22 protein-coding genes and 1 other annotated feature (1 of these 23 only partly in view) are annotated in these 21,063 nt (G+C 46.6%); of the genes, 21 read left to right on the top strand and 1 reads right to left on the bottom strand.

Going from position 1 to position 21,063, the window contains the following annotated elements:
• Positions 1 to 594: 594 nt before the first annotated feature.
• The 7 genes from AC58QD_RS31460 to pssA all read left to right on the top strand — a co-directional run bounded on the left by AC58QD_RS31460 (position 595) and on the right by pssA (position 8,733).
• Positions 595 to 1,056 (top strand): CtsR family transcriptional regulator, encoded by a 462-nt coding sequence (locus AC58QD_RS31460; protein ID WP_497339005.1) that lies wholly within the window; start codon positions 595 to 597, stop codon positions 1,054 to 1,056.
• A gap of 69 nt (positions 1,057 to 1,125) precedes the next feature.
• Positions 1,126 to 1,653, top strand: coding sequence for a protein-arginine kinase activator protein McsA (mcsA, locus tag AC58QD_RS31455; protein ID WP_497339004.1), 528 nt, complete (start codon positions 1,126 to 1,128; stop codon positions 1,651 to 1,653).
• A gap of 16 nt (positions 1,654 to 1,669) precedes the next feature.
• Complete coding sequence (gene mcsB / locus AC58QD_RS31450; RefSeq protein ID WP_497339003.1) at positions 1,670 to 2,731, top strand: protein-arginine kinase McsB; 1,062 nt, start codon at positions 1,670 to 1,672, stop codon at positions 2,729 to 2,731.
• Between the two features lie 48 nt (positions 2,732 to 2,779).
• A complete protein-coding gene (gene clpC, locus AC58QD_RS31445) occupies positions 2,780 to 5,218 on the top strand; it encodes an ATP-dependent protease ATP-binding subunit ClpC (RefSeq protein WP_497339002.1) in 2,439 nt (812 codons plus the stop codon).
• A 150-nt stretch (positions 5,219 to 5,368) separates the two neighbouring features.
• Positions 5,369 to 6,736, top strand: coding sequence for a DNA repair protein RadA (gene radA / locus AC58QD_RS31440; protein WP_497339001.1), 1,368 nt, complete (start codon positions 5,369 to 5,371; stop codon positions 6,734 to 6,736).
• Between the two features lie 39 nt (positions 6,737 to 6,775).
• On the top strand, positions 6,776 to 7,852 hold the full coding sequence (gene disA, locus AC58QD_RS31435; RefSeq protein WP_497339000.1) for a DNA integrity scanning diadenylate cyclase DisA: 1,077 nt from the start codon (positions 6,776 to 6,778) through the stop codon (positions 7,850 to 7,852).
• Positions 7,853 to 7,971: 119 nt separating this feature from the next.
• A complete protein-coding gene (gene pssA / locus AC58QD_RS31430) occupies positions 7,972 to 8,733 on the top strand; it encodes a CDP-diacylglycerol--serine O-phosphatidyltransferase (RefSeq protein WP_497338999.1) in 762 nt (253 codons plus the stop codon).
• Between the two features lie 84 nt (positions 8,734 to 8,817).
• Here pssA and AC58QD_RS31425 read toward each other — a convergent pair whose 3' ends face one another.
• On the bottom strand, positions 8,818 to 9,213 hold the full coding sequence (locus AC58QD_RS31425; RefSeq protein ID WP_497338998.1) for a DUF1573 domain-containing protein: 396 nt from the start codon (positions 9,211 to 9,213) through the stop codon (positions 8,818 to 8,820).
• 256 nt (positions 9,214 to 9,469) lie between these two features.
• Here AC58QD_RS31425 and AC58QD_RS31420 point away from each other — a divergent pair, with 256 nt between their 5' ends.
• From AC58QD_RS31420 to rplA, 14 genes are all read left to right on the top strand, one after another.
• A complete protein-coding gene (locus tag AC58QD_RS31420; protein ID WP_497339007.1) occupies positions 9,470 to 10,549 on the top strand; it encodes a PIN/TRAM domain-containing protein in 1,080 nt (359 codons plus the stop codon).
• Between the two features lie 54 nt (positions 10,550 to 10,603).
• Entirely contained in the window at positions 10,604 to 11,308 is a 705-nt protein-coding gene (gene ispD / locus AC58QD_RS31415) for a 2-C-methyl-D-erythritol 4-phosphate cytidylyltransferase (RefSeq protein WP_497338997.1), read from the top strand.
• Entirely contained in the window at positions 11,305 to 11,787 is a 483-nt protein-coding gene (ispF, locus tag AC58QD_RS31410) for a 2-C-methyl-D-erythritol 2,4-cyclodiphosphate synthase (protein WP_497338996.1), read from the top strand. The genes ispD and ispF overlap by 4 nt, the downstream gene beginning before the upstream one ends.
• A 46-nt stretch (positions 11,788 to 11,833) precedes the next feature.
• Positions 11,834 to 13,297, top strand: a complete 1,464-nt coding sequence (gene gltX, locus AC58QD_RS31405) for a glutamate--tRNA ligase (protein ID WP_497338995.1) — start codon at positions 11,834 to 11,836, stop codon at positions 13,295 to 13,297.
• A 477-nt stretch (positions 13,298 to 13,774) separates the two neighbouring features.
• Positions 13,775 to 14,476 (top strand): serine O-acetyltransferase EpsC, encoded by a 702-nt coding sequence (gene epsC, locus AC58QD_RS31400; RefSeq protein WP_497338994.1) that lies wholly within the window; start codon positions 13,775 to 13,777, stop codon positions 14,474 to 14,476.
• Positions 14,448 to 15,863: a cysteine--tRNA ligase gene (cysS, locus tag AC58QD_RS31395; protein ID WP_497338993.1), complete on the top strand. Its 1,416-nt coding sequence runs from the start codon at positions 14,448 to 14,450 to the stop codon at positions 15,861 to 15,863. Before epsC ends, cysS begins: the two co-directional genes overlap by 29 nt.
• Before the next feature lie 89 nt (positions 15,864 to 15,952).
• Positions 15,953 to 16,372, top strand: coding sequence for a Mini-ribonuclease 3 (locus tag AC58QD_RS31390; protein ID WP_497339006.1), 420 nt, complete (start codon positions 15,953 to 15,955; stop codon positions 16,370 to 16,372).
• A 69-nt stretch (positions 16,373 to 16,441) separates the two neighbouring features.
• Positions 16,442 to 17,185 carry a 23S rRNA (guanosine(2251)-2'-O)-methyltransferase RlmB gene (gene rlmB / locus AC58QD_RS31385; RefSeq protein ID WP_497338992.1) on the top strand — a complete coding sequence of 248 codons (744 nt, stop codon included), beginning with the start codon at positions 16,442 to 16,444 and terminating at the stop codon, positions 17,183 to 17,185.
• A 19-nt stretch (positions 17,186 to 17,204) separates the two neighbouring features.
• Entirely contained in the window at positions 17,205 to 17,729 is a 525-nt protein-coding gene (locus AC58QD_RS31380) for an NYN domain-containing protein (RefSeq protein WP_497338991.1), read from the top strand.
• 91 nt (positions 17,730 to 17,820) lie between these two features.
• The gene (sigH, locus tag AC58QD_RS31375; RefSeq protein ID WP_497338990.1) at positions 17,821 to 18,465 is read left to right on the top strand and encodes an RNA polymerase sporulation sigma factor SigH; all 645 of its coding nucleotides are present in this window, start codon (positions 17,821 to 17,823) and stop codon (positions 18,463 to 18,465) included.
• Positions 18,466 to 18,715: 250 nt separating this feature from the next.
• Entirely contained in the window at positions 18,716 to 18,925 is a 210-nt protein-coding gene (gene secE / locus AC58QD_RS31370; protein WP_497338989.1) for a preprotein translocase subunit SecE, read from the top strand.
• Between the two features lie 21 nt (positions 18,926 to 18,946).
• A complete protein-coding gene (gene nusG, locus AC58QD_RS31365) occupies positions 18,947 to 19,480 on the top strand; it encodes a transcription termination/antitermination protein NusG (RefSeq protein WP_497338988.1) in 534 nt (177 codons plus the stop codon).
• A gap of 243 nt (positions 19,481 to 19,723) precedes the next feature.
• Complete coding sequence (rplK, locus tag AC58QD_RS31360; RefSeq protein WP_497338987.1) at positions 19,724 to 20,149, top strand: 50S ribosomal protein L11; 426 nt, start codon at positions 19,724 to 19,726, stop codon at positions 20,147 to 20,149.
• Positions 20,150 to 20,221: 72 nt separating this feature from the next.
• Positions 20,222 to 20,914 (top strand): 50S ribosomal protein L1, encoded by a 693-nt coding sequence (gene rplA / locus AC58QD_RS31355; protein WP_497338986.1) that lies wholly within the window; start codon positions 20,222 to 20,224, stop codon positions 20,912 to 20,914.
• A 94-nt stretch (positions 20,915 to 21,008) separates the two neighbouring features.
• Positions 21,009 to 21,063, top strand: a sequence feature (ribosomal protein L10 leader region); it runs 68 nt beyond the window's last position.

The raw sequence follows: 21,063 nt of genomic DNA, 5'->3' as shown, positions 1-21,063 counted from the left end.
CCTCCAGCGCCGATGGTACTTGGACCGCAGGGTCCTGGGAGAGTAGGACGTTGCCAAGCAGGAGCAGATAAGCAAAAGACCCGCACATCATGTGCGGGTCTTTTGCTGTCTGGAGCTTTTGTTGCCGAGGAAAGCGAATTAGCTGCGAAACCGCACTAATCTCACGCACTCCCGCTTTTTCCCCGAATTAACTGCTAAACCGCAACTAATCGGACCAGTATGTGACTGAAAATCGCAATTTGGTACGATTAATTGCTTTTATGCAACTAAATGCACAGATTTGATCAACGTGACACGAATTAATTGCTTTTTCGCAACTAATCTTGACGTCAGCAGCATGTCAAACAAGTTTAAATCAACCGCCAGGGCATCCAACGTTAAAGAACAAGCCAGCAGTTTCAAATTACAGCCCTTGAGTTTAAGGAATTAGATGGGGTAAACGCGTATAAAGCGATTAGGAAACTGCTACAATAAGTAATACCATTTTAAGAAAATAGAGTGAAGCCTACTACTTGCAAAATTCAGAAAACTCATTATAATGGAGATATAGTCAAAGATAGTCAAAGTCAATTTATTGGGAATGGAGGTCCATGGATGCGCAATGTCTCGGACATCATTGAACAGTATCTGAAGCATACTTTACAGCTTAGTCCGGATAATGTGATTGAGATTCAGCGGAGCGACCTGGCCGACCGGTTCGAGTGTGTACCATCCCAAATCAACTATGTGATTAGTACTCGTTTTACGGTAGAGAAAGGTTTCCTAGTGGAAAGCAAGCGGGGTGGCGGTGGATATATCCGTATCCAGAAAGTTGACCTTCCTCTCAAGGAAGGGATTCACGTGCATATCTTCCGAACGATAAGCACGCATATCGACCAATCCAGTGCTGAAGGTCTTATTTACCAGCTCGAGGATGGGGAGCTAATCACTTGCCGGGAAGCTAATCTGCTACGAGCAGCCATTTCTAGGGATGTACTCACATTCAAGCTGCCTCTCCGCGACGAAATCAGGGCGAAGCTGCTCAAAGCAATGTTGATTGCTCTTTTAAGTAAATGATCACTTGTTTTGAATCACGCTTCTGAGGTGCATTTGCTTCACAATTCCGCGGAGGAGGGACGATAGGGTATGCTTTGTCAGGAATGCAACAAGAAGCCGGCTACTCTGCATTTTACGAAGATTGTGAATGGGGAGAAGACGGAGTTTCATATTTGCGAATCATGTGCTCGAGAGAAGGGTGAGATGATTCCAGGTACGCCTAATGGTTTTTCCATTCATAATTTGTTATCGGGCTTGTTAGATTTCGATCCTCCCACAGGTGCTTCCTTTGGTCAGAAGGCAACTTCTGCACTTAGATGCGATCAATGCGGGTTAACTTACGGACAGTTCAGCAAATTGGGACGTTTTGGATGCAGCTCGTGCTACAAGCATTTTACTGACAAACTTGATCCTCTTTTGAAGAGGGTTCACGGAAACGTCGTACATGTCGGCAAAATCCCGAAACGCTCAGGCGGACTTATTCAGCAAAAACGTGAGATCGAAGAGCTGAAGCATGAGCTTCAAGCCAGAATCCAAAGTCAGGAATTCGAATATGCAGCAACACTAAGAGATAAGATCCGAGAGTTAGAAAATAAATATAACGGCGTGCAAGGCTGAAAAGAGGTGATCGTTCATGTCTTCCCGAAAATATATGGAGCATGCGCTTAGTGAGTGGATGAATGCCAAAGGGCCTGATCAAGATGTGGTCATAAGCAGTCGGATCCGAATAGCCCGTAATCTTAGCACATATCCATTCCCGATGCTGTCTACCAATATCCAATCCAAAGAAGTGCTGAATCAAGTGCGTCAGATGATGGATAGCGATGAGTTGAATACGATCAGTGAGTTCCAGTTCATTTCCCTTGAACAGCTAAGTGACTTGGAGAAACGGGTTCTCGTCGAGAAACATCTCATCAGTCCGAATTTGGCCAATGAGGCAAGAGACGGAGCATTTATTCTCAGCCGTAACGAATCGGTTAGCATAATGATCAACGAAGAAGACCATCTTCGCATACAATGTTTATGTCCGGGTTTCCAGATAAGAGAAGCGTGGGATTTGGCGAATCAGATCGATGATGTGTTTGAATCACAGCTTGATTATGCTTTTGATGAGCATAGAGGTTACTTGACCAGTTGTCCTACAAATGTAGGAACAGGTATAAGAGCTTCGGTCATGATGCATCTTCCTGCACTCGTTATAACTCAACAGATGAACCGCATTTTATCTGCGATCAATCAGGTGGGTCTAGCGGTTAGAGGACTTTACGGGGAAGGCAGTGAAGCGACGGGTAACGTGTTTCAGATCTCCAATCAGATTACACTTGGTCAGTCTGAACAGGAGATTATAGATAATCTATACAGCGTAGTGCGTCAAATTATTGAGCACGAGCGTGCGGCAAGGCAGAAGCTTGTTAGTGAGTCCCGACTGCGAATAGAAGACAGAGTCAAACGATCCTACGGGATATTGTCTTATGCTTCTATCATGGATTCTAAAGAAGCTGCACAGCGGTTGTCAGATGTTCGTTTAGGTATTGATTTAGGCATACTGGAGAATGTTTCTCCAAATGTACTGAATGAATTGTCGGTACTGACTCAGCCAGGGTACCTTCAATATTCTGCTGGAGCGAAGCTGTCGTCAGACGATCGAGATATTCGCCGTGCCGAATTAATACGCGAGAAGCTATGTACTACTTAACACATTTATAATCAGTTCTTGTTATAACAATAAATGGAGGTGTTTGGCATGATGTTTGGCAGATTTACGGAGAGAGCTCAGAAAGTACTGGCCTTAGCACAAGAAGAGGCTGTGCGCTTGGGACATAACAATATTGGTACAGAGCATATTTTACTTGGACTTATTCGTGAAAGTGACGGAATTGCAGCAAAAGCACTTGTAGCTTTGGGCCTCAGTCTCGAGAAAATACAGGATGAAGTGGAATCGCTGATTGGGCGCGGTCAAGAGCAGCCAACCAACATTGCATACACGCCAAGAGCGAAGAAGGTAATTGAGCTATCCATGGACGAAGCGCGTAAGCTTGGGCATACGTACGTAGGAACCGAGCACATCCTACTAGGCCTTATCCGTGAGGGTGAAGGAGTTGCAGCTCGTGTGCTTAACAACTTAAGCGTCAGCCTTAACAAAGCGCGTCAGCAGGTTCTGCAGCTTCTAGGAAGCAGCGAGGCCGTGTCCTCGAACCAAGGGACTTCAGCTAACGTGAATACTCCTACATTAGACGGGTTGGCCAGAGATTTGACCGCCTATGCCAAAGAAGGAAATCTGGATCCGGTTATCGGCCGGGCCAAAGAAATTGAACGTGTGATCCAGGTGTTAAGCCGCCGTACGAAGAACAATCCTGTTCTGATCGGAGAGCCTGGGGTAGGTAAGACTGCAATTGCGGAAGGACTTGCCCAACGGATCATTAACAACGAAATCCCGGAGACTCTGCGAGACAAGCGTGTAATGACGCTCGACATGGGCTCGGTAGTGGCAGGAACCAAATATCGCGGAGAGTTCGAAGATCGTCTGAAAAAAATTATGGATGAGATTCGCGCAGCAGGTAATATTGTGCTCTTTATCGACGAACTGCACACTCTTATCGGTGCAGGCGGGGCTGAAGGCGCCATTGACGCCTCTAACATCCTGAAGCCGGCGCTTGCGCGCGGCGAGCTGCAGTGTATAGGTGCTACCACTCTGGATGAGTATCGGAAGTATATCGAGAAGGATGCCGCCCTGGAGCGCCGTTTCCAACCAATCACAGTGGATCAGCCTTCTCCTGATGAAGCTATTCAGATTCTGCACGGATTGCGTGATCGTTATGAAGCGCATCACCGGGTGAAAATTACGGATGAGGCTATTGTACAGGCCGTTAAGTTATCCGATCGCTATATTACCGACCGTTTCTTACCGGATAAAGCAATCGATCTAATCGATGAGGCCAGCTCCAAAGTAAGACTACGTTCCTATACCATACCGCCGAACCTGAAGCAATTGGAGACTCAGCTTGACAATGTCCGCAAGGAAAAGGATGCAGCGGTGCAAAGTCAAGAGTTCGAGAAAGCAGCTTCTCTCCGAGATACGGAACAGAAGATGCGTGACGAGCTTGAAATTACGAAGAATGAATGGAAAGAAAAACAAGGCAGAACCGACTCAGAGGTTACTCCGGACGATATCGCTCAGGTTGTGGCAAGCTGGACGGGAGTGCCTGTTACGAAGCTGGCTGAAGAAGAGACCGAGCGCCTGCTTAAGATGGAATCGATTCTTCATGAGAGAATTATTGGTCAGGATGAAGCCGTCAAAGCGGTAAGCCGAGCCATTCGCCGCGCTAGAGCGGGGCTTAAGGATCCGAAACGCCCAATGGGATCGTTCATCTTCCTGGGTCCTACGGGTGTAGGTAAAACAGAGTTGGCTCGTGCTCTGGCTGAATCGATGTTCGGAGATGAGAATGCGGTTATCCGGATTGACATGTCCGAGTACATGGAGAAACATTCGACTTCTCGTCTAGTCGGAGCGCCTCCGGGATATGTAGGATACGAAGAAGGCGGACAACTGACCGAGAAAGTTCGCCGTAAGCCTTACTCTGTTGTGCTCTTAGACGAGATTGAGAAGGCTCATCCCGAAGTGTTCAATATCCTGTTGCAAGTTCTAGAGGACGGCCGTCTGACGGATTCCAAAGGACGCACAGTAGATTTCCGTAACACACTGATCATTATGACATCCAATGTTGGCGCGGATACAATCAAGAAAAATACTTCCTTAGGCTTCACGGCCGTCAATGACTCAGGTAAAGATTACAATGTGATGAAGGATAAAGTCATGGCGGAGCTGAAGAAAAACTTCCGACCAGAGTTCCTTAACCGGATTGACGAGAATATCGTCTTCCACTCCTTGGATGAGGAGCACATTGCCAAGATTGTTACCCTTATGTCTGATGAGCTTAGCAAGCGTCTGCGTGAGCATGAAGTGGCATTTACTTTGACAGACTCAGCCAAGAAATTTCTTGCTAAGGAAGGCTTCGATCCGACCTATGGCGCAAGACCGCTTCGCAGAGCGATCCAGAAGCATATTGAGGATCGTTTATCCGAAGAGCTGCTTCAAGGCAGTATAGCCAAAGGGGATTCGTTGACCATTGATGAACAGAACGGTGAGTTAGTTGTACTGAAGAACCAAGTTTCAGCTAATTGATATATAGCACAAGGGTAAGCAACCCCACGTTCTCTGAGTGATCAGGGCGTGGGGTTTTGATTGTGATACATGAAAAATATTCCATTGTGGGGTTTTCAGTATTTGCATCACATGGTAAACTTTGATTACTATGCAAAGCGAGGATATGTAATGGCTAAGCTCAAAACTAAATTTAGCTGTCAAGAGTGCGGGTATGAATCGCCGAAATGGTTGGGGAAATGCCCTGGTTGTCAAGCTTGGAACAGCTTTGTTGAAGAGATCGAGACGCCTGTGCGCGCACGGGGATTGTCGAGTTCAACAACTCTTACGAAAGAATTGCCCGTATCGATCATAAATATAGAAAGTAGTCAGGAGAATCGCATACTCACCGACATGACCGAGCTCAATCGAGTATTGGGAGGCGGCATTGTACCCGGGTCTCTAATCTTAGTAGGCGGGGATCCAGGGATCGGGAAATCCACTTTGTTGCTGCAAACTTCTTTTAGCTTGACCGTAAAGAACTTGAAAGTGCTGTACATATCTGGAGAGGAATCTGCCGCACAGCTGAAGCTTAGAGCAGATCGGCTGAACGCGCTATCCGAGAATTTGTTTGTCCTGTGTGAGACGAATATGGAATTGATTGATGAGGCGATTGAGAGTACGCAACCCGATCTTTTGGTGATCGACTCGATCCAGACCGTGTACCATCCTGCTGTTACCTCTGCGCCGGGCAGTGTATCGCAAGTAAGAGAATGCACAGGCCATTTTATGAGAATTGCCAAAGGAAAAGGTATCGCAACCGTGCTGGTAGGGCACGTTACCAAGGAGGGAGCAATTGCGGGTCCTCGGCTCTTGGAGCACATGGTGGATTGTGTTCTGTATTTTGAAGGAGAGCGGCATCATACTTATCGGTTACTGCGAGCGGTTAAGAACAGATTCGGATCTACCAATGAAATCGGAATATTCGAAATGAATGAGCTTGGCCTCAGAGAGGTTACTAATCCTTCTGAGCTATTCATTGCCGAACGACCTCTTCATGTGTCAGGATCAACAGTAGTAGCAAGTATGGAGGGTACGAGACCCGTCCTGGTCGAGCTTCAGGCGCTTGTCTCTTCAACGAATTTTCCTAGCCCTCGAAGGATGGCGACGGGGGTCGATTATAACAGACTCACGTTGATCATTGCGGTATTGGAGAAAAGAATTGGTTTGTTTCTGCAGAATCAAGATGCTTATCTGAACGTTGCAGGAGGCCTGAAGTTGGATGAACCCGCCGTTGATCTGGCTGTTGCTGTAGCGATTGCTTCCAGCTTCAAGGACAAACCGGTGAATCCTTATGACGTTGTCATCGGAGAGGTTGGATTAACCGGAGAAGTGCGCGGTGTGTCCAGGGTTGATGCAAGAGTTCGGGAGGCGCACAAATTAGGGTTTAGAAGAGTTGTATTACCTGCCAAGAGTACCAAAGGGTGGAATCCACCTGATGGGATTGAGATAATAGCTGTAAACACAGTAGCCGAAGCGTTGAAGGCGACTTTAGAGTGAGAAGTAACTTTCCTACGGAAAGTTTTAGGAGGTCAGCAAGTGAAAGAAGAAGCTCCACGCGATAAAATGAGTCAAATTCTGCAGTTGGTCGCTCCTGGCACCTCTTTTCGCGAAGGGCTAGAAAATGTGCTTCGCGCTAAGACAGGAGCTTTACTCGTAGTAGGCTATAGCCCTGAAGTAATGGAACTCGTAGACGGGGGCTTTTCCATAAATTGCGATTTCTCTCCCAACTATTTATATGAGCTTGCCAAGATGGATGGCGCTATCATCCTTAGCGAGGATATCAAACGGATTCTGTATGCCAATACTCAGTTGATCCCGGATTCTTCCATCAGTTCCATCGAGACAGGGATCCGTCATAGAACGGCTGAGCGAGTGGCCAAGCAGACAGGCAAGCTTGTTGTCTCGATCTCCCAACGCCGTAATGTGATTACCGTGTATCAGGGAAATCTACGTTACTCGCTTAAAGATATCGGAGTTATTCTGACGAAGGCCAATCAAGCCATTCAGACTGTAGAGAAGTATAAGACTGTTCTGGATCAGGCATTGACCAATCTTGGGGCGGCCGAGTTCGAGGAATTGGTCACGTTACAAGAAGTATCAGGCGCTATTCAACGTATTGAAATGGTGCTCCGCGTGAAGACGGAGATCAAACGATACATTACCGAATTGGGCACTGAGGGTCGCCTCATTCGCATGCAGCTGGAAGAGCTTGTGGCCAACACCGAACAAGAAGAGATGCTCCTGATAAAGGACTATTGCAAGGATAATTCGGACGAGAAAGTTAGAGAAGTGATCGCAGGTTTGAAGAAGCTCAGTGCGGAAGAGTTATTGGATCACCAGCATCTTATAAGGCTTTTAGGCTTCTCCTACTCCAATTCCATGCTTGAGGAACCTGTCTCTCCGCGCGGTTATCGGATGCTGAGTAAGCTTACGCGATTGCCTGCTATTATCATCCATAATCTTGTAGAGCGATTCGTACATCTTCCTCATATGGTAATGGCCACCATAGAGGAACTAGACGAGGTGGACGGCATTGGAGAGGTTCGTGCACGAGCCATTAAGGAAGGTTTGAAGCGTATCCAAGAGCAATTGTTCATTGACAGACATATTTAAAACGCATACAATCATAAGATAGATTGGACGAACAATTGTTTCCTGTTCCAACTCAACAAGACCATGATAACATGGAATGAATTGAATTGGGGCATAGTACATTTAGAGGTGGAGCTTGCATGATTAGAAATTCTATTCCCAGCATGTTTACCGTAGGTAATCTGTTCTTGGGGATTATTGCGATTATTTTGGCTTTCAATTCCAGCCCGGACAACTCAAACGCAGAATTAGCCGCTATATTCGTCATCGTAGCCATGCTTCTCGACGGGCTCGATGGACGAGTTGCTCGAGCATTGAACGCACAGAGCGAATTCGGTAAAGAGCTGGATTCCTTATCAGATGTCATCTCATTTGGTGTCGCACCAGCATTCATTATGTATGTAGTAGCTTTTCAGGATCTGAACACAGCTGCGCTTGCTTGGATTGTAACAGCTATCTTCCCGATTTGTGGAGCGCTAAGACTGGCTAGGTTCAATGTAGTCGCGGGTACACCTGGTTACTTTATCGGTCTTCCCATTCCTGCGGCGGGTTGCGTACTCAGTACATTAGCTTTATTCCATGATGAGATCTCATCGACCCTATTACTAATTTCAACACTCGTGTTATCCTTTTTAATGGTCAGTACTGTAAGGTACCCGAACTTTAAGAAAGTGGGTATTCCTAAGGCAGCGGTGTGGATTACACCCATAATTGTGGTAGTAGTCGTTATTCTCGCTATCGTATATAAAGGCATATTGACGAAGCTATTGTTCGTTCCGTTAGTGCTATATGCCCTATATGGATTGAATGGCCTAAAAAAAAACGTTAGAACACTCTCCAGAAGAAGGAAACGCAATAAGCCTGGTGTAGACGAATCCACTAAATCGAAGAAACACGGATAACTAAACATACGGTTTCGAAAATAAAAAGCATTTATTTTCCATAAGGGAAAATAAATGCTTTTTCTGTTTGTTGTATGCCATTCCTCACGACAAGTTGAATATGCCTAACGTCGTGCACTTTTGAGATTCCTTTTCCAATATTGCATCCATATTCAGGTCTAGCAGGTTACACATCGAAGACATGTAGAACAAGTTCTTGCCCAACTGCACAGTGATGGCATCTACGCAATTCTCACATAACTGACCATTAACATGGGTCTGGGCGAAAGATCGAGCATCTTCAAGGGATAGCTCCGCGGGATAAGGTTGTTTGTTAGCCTGCAAGCTAATACACCCGCATTCGGTAATCGCTTTTATCACACTTCGGTTCATAGAAGCGCTTGATTGCTGAGTCTTGGATAGGACATCCAGCAAGCTTCGATGACGGAGCAGCAGATCGGACACTTGCTCTTGAAATTGTTTCAAGGTTAAGTCGCTCATTCCATTCACCTCGTGTAAGAACTCATTTTTTTCATTATAAAAGAAATGGAAGTATTATTCAATCCAACATGAGAGCGTTTCCTTCATAAACATTTTACAAAAAAAGTTACAGGTGAGAGATTAGTGGAACTGAAATTGGACCATAATTGTAAAAAGAGAGATATTTCCGGCTTGTTGCATCCTCATTTGGCATTGTGCACATGTTCAAACCAGGACCGGATATGTCCCGTTTATGGAGGTGAAGGTTAAAATGGTTATTCGTTATGGAAGGCTGCTGATGGCTTTGATCGGGGCTTTGATTGGATACCAGTGGCAAGAGCTAATCGGGCAATTGTTCTTATTCATGGTGAACCTTTTGTTTGAGGTGGATGCGATTGCCGGACAAGCATTCGTGTGTGCTGGGATTATGGCAGCTCTGTTCTACGGTTTTACGACAGGTTTAATTCAATTTGGGCAGGAGCGCTTGTATAAGTGGGAGGAGCAAATGGCCCGCATCCCTTCTCCAGAGTTGTTCTCAGGAATAGCTGGTATTGTGGTTGGTCTTGCTATATCTGCTTTGTTATTCCCGATTCTGACCAAGATTGGATGGCTAGGAAGTGTGCTTGCTGTAAGCCTTACCGCCTTGCTTGGTTACATTGGATTCCGTGTCGGATATGCTCGTAAGGATGATGTGATGGATTTATTCGCTTCCAAAAGCGAGAAGAACAAACGCGGAGGAGCTTCTGCGGATATTCACAAAATATTGGATACAAGCGTCATCATTGATGGCCGTATTGCGGATATTTGTAAGACTGGCTTCATAGAAGGGATTCTGGTCATACCAGAGTTTGTCCTGGAAGAGCTTCAACATATTGCGGATTCCTCTGATCTGCTTAAGCGCAACCGCGGTCGACGGGGACTTGATATTCTGAACAAGATTCAAAAAGAGCTAGATGTGAAGGTGTTAATTTATGAAGGAGATTTCGAGGAAATTTCCGAGGTGGACAGCAAGCTGGTGCGGCTAGCAAAGGTATTACAGGGGAAAGTCATTACAAACGACTTCAATCTCAATAAAGTATGCGAATTGCAGGGCGTATCGGTTCTGAACATTAATGACTTAGCCAATGCCGTTAAGCCAGTCGTCCTGCCAGGGGAAGAAATTCTCGTTCAAGTGATCAAAGATGGCAAGGAGCACGGCCAAGGGGTTGCTTATCTTGATGATGGGACGATGATTGTAGTAGAAGGCGGCCGAGATTTCATCGGCGCGACGATTGAGGTGTTGGTTACGAGTGTTCTGCAGACTTCGGCAGGGCGTATGATTTTTGCCAAACCGAAATTATTGGAAAAAGCGCAGTAAAACGATTATGATAGGATACATCTAATTGTTTTACGGCAGGAGTGAGTCCTATAGATGAGTAATGTAGGCGTAATCGTTGTTGCCGCAGGAACCGGAACACGAATGGGTACGCCTGAGAGCAAACAATACTTGATGCTCAGCGGTAAGCCGATTCTGGTTCATACCCTTGAAAGATTCCAAGCAATGGACATCGTCGATACGATCGTGCTTGTTGTGGGGGCAGGTGATATTGCTAGATGCCAAGATTACATAGTTCACAATGGCTTGAGCAAAGTGTCAGCTGTCCTTGCTGGGGGTGCAGAACGGCAAGCATCCGTATACAACGGAATACAGGCGATGCCCCAGCGCATCGAGTGGGTTGCGGTGCATGATGGTGTCAGGCCTTTCATAGGAGAGGCGCGAGTTCGCTCGTGCATAGCGGAAGCCCGAATAACCGGAGCGGCCGTACTGGCTGTGCCGGTGAAGGATACAATTAAAGTCGCGGATAAGAGCGGAGTCATCCAATCGACGCCGGACCGAAGAAGCTTGTGGGCCATTCAAACCCCGCAAGCTTTTCGTCTTGATTTGCTGCGAGAAGCCCATGAGCAAGCAATTCGTGATGCATACACCGGAACGGATGACTCTGTTCTAGTGGAACGATTAGGGATTCATGTGCGGATTGCAGAAGGAACTTATACGAATATCAAAATCACAACGCCGGAAGATTTGCTATGGGCAGAGACGATTGCAGCGCGTTATGGGGGAGAGGGAATCAAATGATACGAGTAGGAAATGGCTTTGATGTACATCAACTAGTGGAGGGTCGTAAGTGCATTATTGGCGGTGTCGACATTCCTTATGAAAAAGGATTGCTCGGGCATTCCGATGCGGATGTGCTGCTGCACGCGATTAGTGATGCAATACTGGGTGCGTTGGGCCTTGGTGATATTGGCAAGCATTTTCCGGATCATGACAATGCTTTCAAGGACGCAGATAGCCTGAAGCTGCTTGAACGGGTATGGGAGCTTGCTCAAGAGAAGGGGTATAAGCTTGGCAACATAGACTCCACAATTATTGCTCAGAAGCCTAAGATGGCCCCGTACATTCCGCAGATGACGGCTATCATTGCACAGGCTCTAGGAGCGGATACAGCTCAAGTGAATGTAAAGGCTACGACGACAGAGCAACTAGGGTTTACCGGGCGTGGCGAAGGAATTGCCGCTCAATCGGTTGTGTGTTTAATGAAAGTTGTGCTATGATAGCTTCTAATATTTTTGGATGGATCGAATGGGAGGAGTAAAAATTATGTCTAATGAAGTACGCGTCCGTTATGCTCCAAGTCCGACGGGACATCTGCATATCGGCGGAGCAAGAACGGCACTTTTCAATTATCTTATGGCACGTAAAAGCGGTGGCCAGTTCATTGTCCGGTTCGAAGATACAGATCAGACTCGTCATGTGGAGGCTGCCATCGACAGCCAACTCGAGGGTTTGAAATGGCTTCAAATGGATTGGGATGAAAGTGTGGACATCGGTGGGCCGTATGCTCCATACCGCCAGATGGAGAGGCTGTCATTATACAAGCCGTTCATCGATAAGCTGTTAGAGAACGGGACCGCATATCCTTGTTACTGTTCCGAGGAAGATTTAGAGCGGGAGAGGGCGGAACAGGAAGAATTAGGTGAAATGCCTCGATATTCAGGAAGATGTCGTCATTTATCTGCGGAGGATAAAGCGAATTACGAATCTGAGGGACGGAAGCCTGCAACTCGCTTTCGTGTACCTGAGAATCAAACCATTCAGTTTACTGATAGAGTGCGTGAGACGGTTGAATTCGACTCAAACGGTATTGGGGATTTTATCATTGCACGGCCAGATGGGATTCCGACTTATAACTTTGCGGTCATATTGGACGATCATTTAATGAACATTACGCTTGTGATCCGGGGTGAAGAGCATGTGTCTAACACTCCGCGGCAAGTTTTACTTTACGAAGCTTTAGAAATTCCTGCTCCTGAGTTTGCTCATTTATCCATTATTCTAAATCAAGATCGGAAGAAAATGAGTAAGCGGGACGAATCCATTATTCAGTTTATAGAGCAATATGACGAGCTCGGTTACTTACCGGAAGCCGTTTTGAATTTTATTGCTCTACTAGGTTGGTCTCCAAAAGGGGAGGAAGAAATATTTACGAGAGAGGAGCTCATTGAGCAGTTCGATCTTTCGCGTGTCTCCAAAAGTCCAGCCGTGTTCGATACAGAGAAGCTGAAATGGATGAACAATTACTACATTAAAAAAGCAGACACAGGGCGAATTACCGAACTAGCCATCCCCCACCTGCAGAAAGCTGGACGTATTCCGACTGAGTTGGACGAAGCAACTAAGCAATGGGTTACATCGCTTGTCGGTCTGTATCAAGAGCAATTGCATGCGGCTTCCGAAATTGTTGAATTGTCAGAGATGTTCTTCACCGATACGGTTACAAGGGATGAAGAGTCTGAAGCTGTGTTGAGCGAAGAACAAGTGCCTGCTGTACTTAGAGCCTTTCTTGAACTCATTGAGCGGTTGCCGGAGTCGGAGCTTACTGTGGACACTATACAACAATCATTGAAACAAGTGCAGAAGGACACGGGCTTCAAGGGAAAAGCATTGTTCATGCCGATCCGTGTTGCTCTGACAGGTCAGATGCACGGTCGTGATCTGAATCAGACATTGTACCTGCTAGGAAAAGCCAAAATTGTTGAACGTTTGAGCGGAATATTGTCATAACGCATTAGATTGGTGTATACTAATCAGTAATTTACATTTACACTTTATGCTAATTGAGCTTAGATAAAAGCCTCGATCAGGAGAGTACGTTTCGGCAGGGATTCACAGAGAGGATAATCGGTTGTTCTTATTGAACAAGCGGCTGTGAGTTATCCAATCCCGCTCATTCGGAAATGCGCCTGTGAGCTGCACGGTTGATACGACTAATGTGCGAACGTATACTCGTTTGCGCTAGTCGTCTAGGCAGTGCCGAATGGTCCGCGTTAAGGATTTCGAGTGGAATAGTTAGAGCAGCATGCTTCACAGTATGTGTGTTCAAGGATATTTCAAGCAGAGTGGGACCGCGATCAGACGTCTCTGCAGCTAACGCTGCAGGGGCGTTTTTTATTTGGTTAACCACCAGGAAAGGCTGGAATCATTGTGCTGAAAACAAGAGAACTTTCTGTGCCAAGAGAGAATGGTAACGGGGGAGAGCGTATGTTTAGTCGGATGAAGTCAGACATTGGGGCCGTTTTTGATAATGACCCTGCGGCAAGGAGCTTGTTCGAGGTGTTATTCACCTACTCAGGACTTCATGCCATTTGGGGACATAGAATATCCCGATTCTTTTACAAGCATAGATGGTATACCTTCGCACGCATTGTGTCCCAAATCTGCCGTTTCTTCACCGGTATCGAGATTCATCCTGGAGCGAAGTTGGGAAATCGACTCTTCATAGACCACGGAATGGGCGTTGTTATTGGAGAAACCTGCGAAATCGGCGATGATGTAGTGCTTTATCAGGGCGTAACTTTAGGCGGTACCGGCAAGGAGAAAGGGAAGCGTCATCCTACCATCGGCAATAATGTGGTGATTTCTTCAGGAGCGAAGGTTTTGGGATCGTTCACCGTGGGAGATAATTCGAAGATAGGCGCGAATGCGATCGTCATGCAAGAGGTCCCCCCTAACAGCACCGTTGTCGGATTCAAAGCGAGAGTCGTGAAACGGGATGGGATCAGTCTGAATCGACTCGATCACGACAAGCTTCCGGACCCGCTTATTGATATTTTTCAGCAAATGGAGAAACAAATTGAAGAGCTGAGGAGTCAGATTGAAGAGCTTCAGAAACAGAAGGCTATGGAAGGCAAGAAACATAATGGAGGGCAAGAGAATGGCAATGGGCAATCTGAAACTGTATAACACTTTAACACGAAGTAAGGAAACGTTCGAACCGCTTACCCCTGGCAAGGTGAATATGTATGTGTGCGGACCTACCGTGTACGATTATATCCACATTGGAAATGCGCGTCCTGCTATTTTCTTTGATGTCGTTCGGAGATACTTGAGCTGGATTGGGTATGAAGTCAAGTACGTAGTGAACTTCACCGATGTGGATGACAAGCTGATTCGCAAATCCGAGCAATCGAACATGACCGTACCCGACATTGCCGAACGATTCATTGCCGCTTACTACGAAGATCTGGAATCGCTGCGGATCGAGCGTGCTACGGTTAACCCTCGAGTCACAGAGAATATCCCTGAGATCATCGCTTTTATTGAAGAGTTGGTGAACGGGGAATTCGCATACGAGAGCGGCGGTGATGTTTACTTCCGAACGTCGAATTTTCCTGAATACGGAAAGCTGTCTCACCAGAATTTGGAGGAATTGCAGTTCGGTATTCGGGTAGAAGTCGACGAACGCAAGGAGAATCCGCAAGATTTTGTATTATGGAAGGCAGCCAAGCCAGGAGAAATATTCTGGCCAAGTCCTTGGGGGGATGGGCGCCCAGGGTGGCATATAGAGTGCTCGGCTATGGTGCGCAAATACCTGGGCGATACGCTTGATATTCACGGAGGCGGTCAAGACCTGCAGTTCCCGCATCATGAGTGTGAAGTGGCCCAGTCCGAATGCTTATCGGGCAAGCCGTTGGCAAGGTATTGGATGCATAATGGATACATTCATATCCATGATCAGAAAATGTCCAAATCGCTTGGCAACGGGATTATTGTCAAAGAGTTGTTAAAGCAGATCAAACCTGAGACGCTTCGTTTTTTCATGCTCTCCACACATTATCGGAATCCGATCAATTTCACGGATGAAGCTATCGAGCAGGCCGACAATGGTCTGGAACGACTGAATAATTGTGTTATTAATCTTAAGCATCGTCTGGAGACATTGTCTGCTCCGGATAGAGATGAGGAAGAACAAGAAATAAAAGCCGCCATCGCAGCGAATCGAACCTTTTTCCAAGATAAAATGAACGATGACTTTAACACAGCAGATGCGATCACCGCTATGTTCGAGTTAGTAAGTATTGCCAATCCATACATGAATAAGCCGAATGCGAAGAAGGCTGCGTTGGAACAATTAATGCAAGCTTTCGCTGAGCTTAACGGGATCTTGGGTATACTGAAGGAAGAGAACAACGAGCTGCTGGATGAGGATATCGAACGATTGATCATAGAGCGGACGGAAGCGCGGAAGAGTAAAAATTGGTCACGAGCGGATGAGATCCGGGATCTATTGACGGAGCAAGGAATATTCCTGGAGGATACACCGCAGGGAATCCGCTGGCGCCGAAAATGACAAGGGGGAAGCTCGAGACGGATACCGATATGAATACGAATACGGATACGAATACAACCATTCAATCAAAGAAGAAGGAACGGGATCCGATGAACTCGACTCTGTTCACTTTTCTGCCATCGAAGCCTTATAAGCAGTTAAGTCCGCTGGTGTTGGCCTATTTGGGAGACGCGGTGTATGAAACATATGTTCGCCAGTACGTCATTTCTCAGCCTAATCATAGACCGAATCATTTGCATCGTGAGTCCGTACGGTTTGTCTCCAATCGAGCTCAATCCAAGGCGCTTGAGGCATGGATGCCGCAGCTTACTGAAGAGGAGAAGGATATAGTGAAACGCGGGCGTAACGCTAAGTCCGGATCCGTTCCGAAGAATGCTGATGTATTGGAGTATAGACATAGCACAGCTTTTGAATGCTTAGTTGGTTATCTATATTATCAAGGCTCGTATGAGCGGCTCCAAGCGTTGATGGATGTCGCTATCGAGTCGCTAGCAGGGTCAAAGAATTAATCCGCGCTCAGGTGCAGCGAACGATTGATTTTTAGAATGAATAGATGTAAGTAGAAGGAGAAATTCAATATGGAAGAATACATTGGCGGAAGGAACTCGGTGCATGAGGCGCTGCGTTCAGGTCGAACGATTCATAAATTATATATTGCGGACCAGGCGAAGCAGCAGCAGCTGACACCTTTGCTAACAGAAGCTAAAAAGCAAGGTGTGGTTGTGCAAGTCGTTGATAAGCGTAAGCTGGATCAGCTTGTGCAAGAAGTGCCTCATCAAGGTGTGGTCGCTCAAGTGACGGCTTATGATTACATTGAGCTGGAGGATTTGATTGTTCAAGCTCAAGAGAGCGGCAGTGCTCCGTTTCTTCTAATTCTCGATGAGATCGAAGATCCGCATAATCTGGGTTCCATACTACGTACAGCCGATTGCGCAGGCGTCCATGGAGTTATCATTCCGAAGAGGCGTTCGGTTGGACTGACTGCTACTGTGTCCAAGACCTCTGCAGGTGCCATAGAATACGTTCCGGTAGCGCGTGTTACCAATCTGGCTCAGACGATTGAGCGGCTGAAAGAAGCGGGGATATGGATTGCGGGTGCGGATGTCTCTGGTGAGCAGAGTGTGTATCAGGCAGACTTTAAGATGCCGCTCGCGATTGTAATTGGGAATGAAGGTAAGGGCATTGGCCGTCTGATCAAAGAAAAATGCGATTTTTTAGTCACACTCCCGATGCATGGACATATTAATTCTCTCAATGCTTCCGTTGCTGCATCTGTATTGATGTATGAGGTTGTGCGGCAGCGTACGAGTCCCGTCTCTTGAAGCGGGTGCTTATGCGCGTATGAAGCAAATATTGATCGTGGATGGCTATAATATTATCGGGGCATGGCCGGAGCTTTCGAAGCTCAAAGACATCAGCCTGGAGGAAGCGCGTGACAAACTGATAGATCTGTTGGCGAACTATCAATCTTACTCGGGAAAACGGGTCATTGTGGTGTTCGATGCTTATCAGGTGCCTGGAGTTGGAGGTAAGTATTGGCAGAGTGCGCTGGAGGTCCAGTACACGAAGGAGAAAGAAACCGCCGACTCCATGATCGAGAGGCTTGTGAGGGAACTCAGCTCGCGCAGAACTCAAGTCTATGTGGCCACATCGGATTTCATAGAACAGAGCGTTACTTTTGGCCAAGGAGCTCTTCGCTTGCCTGCCCGCGAGTTATTGCATAGTGTGAGACAAAGCTCGAAAGAGATGAAAAGTCGAATGGAGGAGCAGGCTTCTTCCAAAATACGCAATACATTCGACAGCAAGCTAAGCCGAGATCAGCGAAACTTGTTCGAAAGATGGCGGCGCGGGGACGGTCCCCGTTGACGATGTTCAATGCCTTCATGTATACTAAGGCTAATCTTTGTCAAGCTAAACGAACTAGGTTAGCCTTGCAAGCAGGCCGGAGGGATTGTCGGTGAGCATCGACCTCAAAGAATTGAGAATGCGTGACTTTGACCACAAGACAGATGAAGAAAATGTCGAAGCGGTCCGCGATGGCAGCAGCGAGGCATTGGAATACTTAATTCATAAATACAAGAATTTCGTCCGGGCTAAGGCTCGATCGTATTTCCTCATTGGAGCTGACCGCGAAGATATTGTACAGGAAGGCATGATTGGCCTATACAAGTCCATCCGCGATTTCAAGGAGGACAAGCTTTCCACGTTTAAAGCATTCGCTGAGCTGTGTATTACCCGCCAAATTATTACTGCGATTAAGACCGCTACCCGCCAGAAGCACATTCCGCTTAATTCCTATGTTTCCTTGGACAAGCCTATCTATGATGAAGATTCCGATCGAACCTTACTTGATGTTATTTGCGGATCACGGATGACAGATCCCGAAGAATTGATCATTAATCAAGAAGAATTCAGCGGCTTGGAAGATAAGATGGGTGAAATCCTGAGTGATCTGGAGCGGAAGGTGTTAATGCTCTATCTGGACGGCCGATCCTATCAAGAGATTGCGGTAGATTTGGACCGTCATGTGAAATCGATTGATAATGCCCTCCAGAGGGTGAAACGTAAGCTCGAACGGTATTTGGAGATAAGAGATGTGTAGGAGCATTCTTTTCATTGAAATGATATGAGAAGAATGCTTTTTGCTTTTCTCAGGTTTAGCTATCCGTATTACTGGCTACAATAAAGAACAAGCATCGGTTATAGAAGCAGTGGACGGCGGGCTTGCAAATCTCTCGTTTATTGACACGTCAAGTAGACTATGATAAAGTAGTTCAGGTAGCCCTACGCATTCGGGGGTTTTTCGTGTTCCCGAATTTGGCTTTCGGGCTCCAGTTTTTGGAGGTGTGATCGTGACTTATTTGCAGAGAGTGAAGCAAGGTTTCGGTTCCACATTTGCTTTTTTTACCGACAGCTGGTCGGAGTTGAAGAAAGTTAAATGGCCAAGCCGTAAAGAAGTAATCAGTTACACAATCGTCGTAATTGCGACAGTCACGTTCGTGACCATCTACTTTTGGTTGATTGACCTTGGACTGACCGAATTGCTGCGCTTTTTCAAATGATAAGGAAATCCAGGTGACAAGATGGAAAAACGGTGGTACGTTGTACATACCTATTCAGGGTATGAGAATAAAGTGAAAGCCAATCTCGAGAAGCGTGTCGAATCCATGAATATGGCCGACAAGATATTCCGAGTGCTGGTTCCGATGGAAGAAGAGATCGTGAACAAGGATGGCAAGCGCAAGACTGTAATGCGTAAAGTGTATCCAGGTTATGTGTTGGTTGAGATGATTCAGACCGATGATTCTTGGTATGTGGTTCGCAACACGCCAGGTGTTACTGGCTTTGTCGGATCCACTGGTTCAGGCTCCAAGCCTACGGCACTATTGCCCGAGGAAGTGGAGAATATACTCAAGCACATGGGTATGGAAGAACCGAAGCCGAAGATTGACTTTAGCCTGAAAGAAACAGTACGTGTTAAGGTTGGACCTTTTGCTAACTTTGTCGGAACGGTTGAAGATATCCTGATGGATAAAGCGAAGCTTAAGGTGCATGTGAACATGTTCGGAAGAGAAACCCCGCTAGAGTTGGAATATACTCAAGTGGAGAAGATATAAGAGAAACTCTAATTGATGTTTTCTCGGGAAGTCGCCGAATTTCTCCATTACCCGTAGCTGCTTGCTTTCGTCAAGGAAGCTATGATGGAGTCGTTTCGTGCTGACTTCTATGCATTTTGATCGAAGTAACTCGGGTCAATCTGTAGGTTTCTAAGCGGCCTTATTCAGTGCAGAATAGGGCACGCGCGAGTGGGAGGGAAACTATCCCGTTCTTACCACATTACGTGCAAGGAGGTGTGTCACATGGCTAAAAAAGTTATTAAAATGGTAAAGCTGCAAGTCCCTGCAGGTAAAGCGAATCCAGCTCCTCCAATTGGTCCAGCATTGGGTCAAGCAGGGGTTAACATTATGGCTTTCTGTAAGGAATTTAACGCGCGTACAGCGGATCAAGCTGGTCTAATCATTCCAGTCGTGATTACCGTATTCGAGGATCGTTCTTTCACTTTTGAAACGAAAACTCCTCCGGCTGCTGTATTGCTTCGTGTAGCGGCTAACGTGCCGAAAGGCTCCGGTGAACCGAACAAGAAGAAAGTTGCAACATTGAAACGTTCTAAAGTTCGCGAGATTGCCGAGCAAAAAATGCCTGACCTTAACGCTGCATCTGTAGAAGCTGCAATGCGTATGGTTGAAGGTACTGCCCGCAGTATGGGTATCGTGATTGAAGATTAATTCAACACCCGCGGACTTCGAGCGCCGCACAGTGGGAGGATATTCCGCTAATACCACAAAGGAGGATGGAACATGGCAAAGCACGGAAAGAAGTGGCTAGAAGCTGCGAAACTGGTTAACCCGGAATCCAGCTACGAGCCGAACGAAGCCATTGAGCTTGTTAAGAAGACAGCTCCGGCTAAGTTTGACGAAACCGTGGAAGTAGCTGTTCGCTTGGGTGTTGACCCAAGAAAGCAAGACCAAGCCGTACGCGGTGTGGTTGTACTTCCGAACGGAACAGGTAAGAGCAAGCGCGTTCTAGTATTCGCGAAAGGCGACAAAGCCAAAGAAGCAGAGGCAGCAGGCGCTGATTTCGTTGGTGATGCAGATATGATCAATAAGATCCAACAAGGTTGGTTCGATTTTGATGTCTGCGTAGCTACTCCGGATATGATGAGCGAAGTAGGTAAATTGGGACGTCTTCTCGGGGGTAAAGGTTTGATGCCGAACCCGAAAGCCGGCACAGTCACATTTGATGTAACGAAAGCTGTTCAGGAAATCAAAGCAGGTAAAATTGAATTCCGTCTGGATAAAGCTGGACAAATTCATGCTCCTATCGGCAAAGTTTCCTTCGACGCTGACAAGTTAGGCGAGAACTTTAAGGCATTGGTAGACGCTCTGAACAGAGCAAAACCGGCTGCTGCAAAGGGCGTTTACTTGCGTAACATCGCTGTATCTTCGACCATGGGTCCAAGCGTACGTGTGAACTTGCAATCCTTCCGTTAATCCGGTTACAACCGAGATGCATGAGCATGATAGGGGAATTACCTAACATTGCATTTTGCAATTTCGATGAAACCGTGATAAGATGTTGAAGGTTAACAAACGAATATGCGAACCGTAGACAGTAGGTGCCTTGCGGCTTAATTTCCTAC

This window comes from Paenibacillus sp. J2R1T-4, assembly GCF_059692235.1.
The sequence above is the reverse complement of the archived record's forward strand: the minus strand, read 5'-3'. Positions and strand labels throughout refer to the sequence as shown.